Source organism: Mesorhizobium sp. M7A.F.Ca.AU.002.02.1.1, assembly GCF_003998535.1.
GTDB lineage: Bacteria > Pseudomonadota > Alphaproteobacteria > Rhizobiales > Rhizobiaceae > Mesorhizobium > Mesorhizobium ciceri.
The window spans coordinates 1-5,078 of record NZ_RZPB01000454.1; the positions used below are offsets into that span (position 1 = coordinate 1).

Genomic DNA, 5,078 nt, shown 5'->3' on the forward strand with positions numbered 1-5,078 from the left:
GTATTCGCGCAGCAACCGGTATCCTTCGAATGTCGGGCGGGTGCGCGGCATCAAGGCTTCGTCGTCGCTGATGCCGATCATCTCGGGTGCCGGCAACGGCGACAGCGGGTTGGTCTTGCCTTCCGGTCGCGCTGCTGTGGCCGCGCAGGCGCCGAAAATCGCATCGAACAGTAGCGGCGCCTTGGTGCGTCCGGCAAAATAGAGGTCAAGCCGGTCGAGAGCCAGTTCGTCGAGCTTGCCTTTTCCGGTCCTGGCCAGCGTGAGGCGGAGCGCCGACTCGCCGCTGACACCGCCGATCGGTCCTATGCCAGCCATCGCCATCGCACTGCGGTCCTGAAAAAAGCTGACCGAAGTGACCGCGATCGGCCATAGAGTCATTTCCTGGGCGGTTGAGAAAATGCAGCGCGTTGACAGGCCTGGCTGCAGGCTGGAAACCAGCCGTGTGTTGCGCTTGACGACGTGGCCGGCCAGCATGGTCTGGACCTGCTGGCCGGGTTTCAGCACCGCCATCGCCGTTGCCGGCGCCGGCGTGACCAGATCGGGATAGAGAACGTCGAGCACACTGCGGGAAAATCGCGAGCGCTCGGCATCGACCTTTAGCCGGGTGCGCGCGGCCAGGAAGGCTACGCCATCGAGCAGGCGCTCGACATATGGGTCCGGACACGGCACCGTATCGAGGGAAAGGTTGCGCGCCACCGCCGGATGCATGTCTGCGAATTCCGATGCAAGAGCGCGGATATGGCTCAGTTCCTCCTCGTAATATTCGACGAAGACCCGATCCATCTCAGGCCTCCCCAATTTCGGTCCGCGCCAAACCGTTGTCGAGATTGATCGTGGTGCGCAGGCGCATGCGTTCGGGAGTCGGGGTCATGATCAGAACGGCGTCTATCTCGATCTTCAGGCCGACGGTGTTGTCGCCAAGCGTGACCGTTACCTTTGTTGCGCTTTCCTTCAGGCGGGGCTCGAAGGTCGCGAGCACCATGCGGATCTCACGTGCCAACACCTCGCGATCGAAGTCGCGCGACGAGCGGCCCGAGAAGGAGGGCACGCCGTAATTGACCACGCTGCGGCGGACCTCCGGGAAATCGGCAAGCGAAGGGGGATTGTCCGCAACCTGTTCATTTTCCAGGTCGGAAAGAAGCGGCGTCGCCTCGAAGCGCTCTGTGTTGAAGAGCGCCTCGATGTCACGCCGTACCGCTTCCCTGAGCACGCGCGCCGATACCACCACGCCACGGCTTTCGATTTCGACGCGGTGCTGGGTCTGAACGGCCAACCGATGCAGACGGCGTTTCTGATCCGGTGTCAGTACCACATCGGCGTCGATGGCACGCGTGCTGCCGGCAACGAGTGTGTCGAGACGGTCCGCGCCAAGCTCGTCGAGCAGGACATGGCGCAGCCCGTCTATTTCCGAGGTCAGGCCCGGCAGATCATTGACGAGACGATCCCAAAGCGACGGCTGGACGGCTTCGCTTTTCGCCCGCAAGCTGCCAGTGGTCTGCTGCATGCCCGCGCCGGGTCGCCGAACCTCACTTGCCGACATAGACATCCATTTCGGCTTCATCATTGCCGTCATAGACGAATTTGATCTTCTTGTAGGCGAAGCTGACCTCTTCCTGGATCAGGTCTTCCTCATCCTCGGCCTGCGACATGTCGTATTCCATGATCGAGGCGTCGGTGAGGGTAACGACCAGGTAATCCTTGGTCTCGCCATCGATGGTCCGGCGGGCCGAGAACACCACCTCATCAAGGGCCTTGTTTTCGAACAAAGCCTTTTTCAGATAGGGCGATGATTTGTCGTAGTGCTTGGTGAATTTGATCATCCCCATGGAGACGCGGCCACGGCGTGACAGCGAATTGGGATCATAAGGTGCGACCATCTTGTAGTCGACGCCATGGATTTCAATCTCGTCATCGTGGCCGTCGCGGGTGCTGGGGCCTTTGATATCGGGAACCTTCAGGAAGCCATCAATCTTCGTAGTCGGCATTGTGTTTCTCCACCGCTTTCAAAAAACCAGGTTGTCGTTGCTGCGATCAAGTCTTAACGGACGGTAGTTCCGAGACCAGTCGGAGCGACGCGTTGATGCCCTCCAGCTGGTAATGCGGGCGCAGATAGAAGCGGGCATTATAATAGCCCGGCCGCCCCTCCACGCTGTCCACCTGGACCTCGGCGGCGGCAAGCGGGCGCTTGGCGCGCGCCTTGTCGTCGGCAAAGGCCGGGTTGGCCAGCACGTATCGATTGATCCACTCGGTCAACCAGATCTGCATGTCGGCGCGCTCCTTGAACGAGCCGACCTTGTCGCGCGCGATCGCCTTGAGGTAGTGCGCAAAGCGCGAGACCGGGAACAGGTAGGGCAGGTTGGCGCTCAGCCGCTCGTTCGACTGTGCATCGGGGTCGACCAGCCGCCCCGCCCGCGTTTCGTCGTCCTGCAGCGAGTGTGCTCCGATGAAGGCCGCGAGATCGGTATTCTTCCGGTGCAGGATGGGCATCAAGCCAAGCTTGGCCAGTTCCGCCTCGCGCCGGTCGTCGATGGCGACTTCCGTGGGACATTTCATCGCGATCGAGCCATCATCGGTCGGGAAGCTATGCACCGGCAGGTTGAGCACCGTGCCACCATTCTCCACGCCGCGGATCTGCGTGCCCCAGCCGAAAAACTTGTGACTGCGGTTGATGTTGACGCCCATCGGGAAGGCGGCGTTCATCCAGACATATTTGTTGTGATCGCCCTCCACCTCTTCCTCGAAGGTGAAACCCTTCACCGGAACGGTATCGGTGCCGTAGGGCAGCCGCGCCAGGACGCGGGGCATGGTCAGGCCGATGTAGCGAGCGTCCTCACTCTCGCGCAACGACTGCCACGAGGCATAGGCGGGGGTGGAGACGATCTGCTGCAGGTCTTGCGGGGTCGGCAGTTCCTGCCAGCTGTCCATGCGAAATAGGCGCGGCGAAGCGGCCGCGATAAACGGCGTATGCGCGGAAGCGCAGATGCCGGAGATGTTGCGCAGCAGGCCGACGTCACGTGGGTGATTGGAGAACTCGTAGGCGCCGATCACGCAGCCGATTGGTTCGCCGCCAAGCATCGAATACTCGTCTGTGTAGACTTTCTTGAAGATCGGGCTCTGGTCCCACATCTGACCTTCATAGTCTTCAAGCGTATCGGCCAGCTGCTCTTTGGAGATGTTCATCACCCGGATCTTCAGCTTCTGATCCGTCTCGGTGTTGTTGACGAGATACCACAGCCCTCGCCATGTGCCTTCCATCTCACGCACTTCCGGCGCGTGCAGGATTTCGTTGACCTGTGTCGTCAGCATCTTGTCAATGCCGGCGATCAGCGACTTGATCGATTTGATGGCATTGGAAGAGATGGTCGTGGTGTCGGAACGGGACTGCGCCGCGAGCGCGAGATTGCGCACGAGCTGTTGCAGCTTCTCGCTGTCGTCCTTCTTGACCTTGAAATCTTTTTCGAGGAGTCCGCTGAATTCATCGAGGTTTATGGCTTCGGCCTCCGCGGCGACTGAGGCGGTCTTTTGCTGTTCGGCCATGATCATTCCCCAACCTTGTCGTCGTCGGCCAGCGCCTGGCTGGCAATCTTGCCAAGAAGCGGTTCGTTGTTCAGAAGCTGCGCGATGCGCTTTTCAGCATCGACACGGCCATCCATGAAGCCGAGCAATTCCTCAAGTTGTCGACGCATCTTGAGGATCTCGGCCAGTTGCGGAACTTGCTCGGCAATCTTGTCGGGGGCGAAATCACCCATCTTGGAAAATGTAAGATCGAGCGCCAGTTCCTCGTCACGCTCCTGGCCCTCGGCCTGCGGCAGCGTGTTCTTCACCCGCGCTTTGACGCGGGGGCCGAGCGCCTCCATGAATTTTGGGAAGCGGTTCGCGTCGGTCTCGACAAAGGAGCGGTCCAGCACCGACTTTGACGCTTCCTTGGTTTGCGAAGCACCGGCAAGGTCGGCCATCACGCCCATGACAAACGGCAGTTCGATCGTCGTCGGGCTGCCGTAGGTTTCCACATCGTAGGCGATCTGCACCCGCGGCGCGCGATTTCGTTCGATGACCTTGGCTTTGCTTTCGGCTGGCATGTGTTGTTACCTTTCATCCTTCTGAGCCGTCTTCTTGGCATCGGGAACGCCGGCCAGCAGCCTGAACTCCTTCAGCCCCGAAGGGGCGAGATCTTCCATCAGTTCAACGAAATCCATGTGCACCATCCGACGGACCCGCCGAGCCAGGTGCGGAATTGGGCTCGACGGTTCGGTACGGTCATAGAAGGCGACGACCAGGTCGAGGCATTTCACCACGTCGTCGCGCGAGGAGATCCGGTCGGGGAGTCCCGTGCTCGAGTCCGCATAGCTTGCCATACTTGCCATAGCATCGGCTCCATGACCGTTTCGAGCAGGCGTTGCCAGTTCCGTCGGCACCGCCTGCGTGGCTGCGCCATTCGTCACCGCGCCGGCCGCTGAATTCCGTTCAAGTGTCGTCAGCAAACGCTGCAGGAACCGTTTTAAGTCCGGAACGGGAGTGCCGCTGCCCTCGAGACGAGCGTTGAGCGCAGTCTCGAGCGCATCCAGTGCCGTGATCGTCGCCCGGGCGTCGGCGATGAGCTGGACCATCTCCGCATTGGCCTGATCGATCTGTGCCGCACATGCGGCACGCACCCGATTCAAGAGTTGTCCGTGCGCACTGACCAGCTGCGCTTTTTCCGCCGCATTCAGCCCCGAGGCGGCTTCCTGGAGCATGACGCGATCGTCGAGCGCACCCTTCTCCAGGTCCTTGCCCTGAACCGGGCCGATTGCGCGCGGCGCGAAGAACGTCATTTGCCGCAGATTCGCCAACAACCCGTCCTGACCATTCTGCAGGTCGATCAGCGCGTTGATACGGCGCAAGGCGGCATCGCGCGGCGAAGCGTTGGGCCGCAGAGCCGGATGCATGGTGTCCCAATGCTGATCGAAGGTCTGCGCGATCAGCGTCAGACCTTGCGCCAATCCGGCCAGCCCGTCTTCATTGGCCAGCGCGCGCGTGACGATGACAAGCAGGCGCAAGTCCCTGCCATGCGCGCGCAATTCCTCCGCCTTTGCGAGCAC

General features: G+C 61.0%; 6 protein-coding genes. All 6 read right to left on the bottom strand.

The annotated features are described in order from the left end of the window. Positions 1–783 (bottom strand): type VI secretion system baseplate subunit TssF (locus tag EN879_RS23850; protein WP_206520989.1); only part of this gene is annotated, 783 nt, incomplete at its 3' end. 1 nt (position 784) lies between these two features. Further along, complete coding sequence (gene tssE, locus EN879_RS23855; protein WP_013525306.1) at positions 785–1,540, bottom strand: type VI secretion system baseplate subunit TssE; 756 nt, start codon at positions 1,538–1,540, stop codon at positions 785–787. After that, a complete protein-coding gene (locus EN879_RS23860) occupies positions 1,527–1,985 on the bottom strand; it encodes an Hcp family type VI secretion system effector (RefSeq protein ID WP_013525307.1) in 459 nt (152 codons plus the stop codon). Before EN879_RS23860 ends, tssE begins: the two co-directional genes overlap by 14 nt. Positions 1,986–2,031: 46 nt before the next feature. Next, on the bottom strand, positions 2,032–3,537 hold the full coding sequence (tssC, locus tag EN879_RS23865; RefSeq protein WP_164774547.1) for a type VI secretion system contractile sheath large subunit: 1,506 nt from the start codon (positions 3,535–3,537) through the stop codon (positions 2,032–2,034). A gap of 2 nt (positions 3,538–3,539) precedes the next feature. Then, positions 3,540–4,079: a type VI secretion system contractile sheath small subunit gene (gene tssB, locus EN879_RS23870; protein WP_013525309.1), complete on the bottom strand. Its 540-nt coding sequence runs from the start codon at positions 4,077–4,079 to the stop codon at positions 3,540–3,542. A 6-nt stretch (positions 4,080–4,085) separates the two neighbouring features. Beyond that, the coding region (locus EN879_RS23875) for a type VI secretion system ImpA family N-terminal domain-containing protein (protein ID WP_127274284.1) at positions 4,086–5,078 on the bottom strand (993 nt) is incomplete at its 5' end.

Excerpts from the sequence above, each read along its gene's own strand:
- tssE (WP_013525306.1), bottom strand. The coding sequence starts at position 1,540 with ATGTCGGCAAGTGAGGTTCGGCGACCCGGCGCGGGCATGCAGCAGACC.
- EN879_RS23860 (WP_013525307.1), bottom strand. The coding sequence starts at position 1,985 with ATGCCGACTACGAAGATTGATGGCTTCCTGAAGGTTCCCGATATCAAA.
- tssC (WP_164774547.1), bottom strand. The coding sequence starts at position 3,537 with ATGGCCGAACAGCAAAAGACCGCCTCAGTCGCCGCGGAGGCCGAAGCC.
- tssB (WP_013525309.1), bottom strand. The coding sequence starts at position 4,079 with ATGCCAGCCGAAAGCAAAGCCAAGGTCATCGAACGAAATCGCGCGCCG.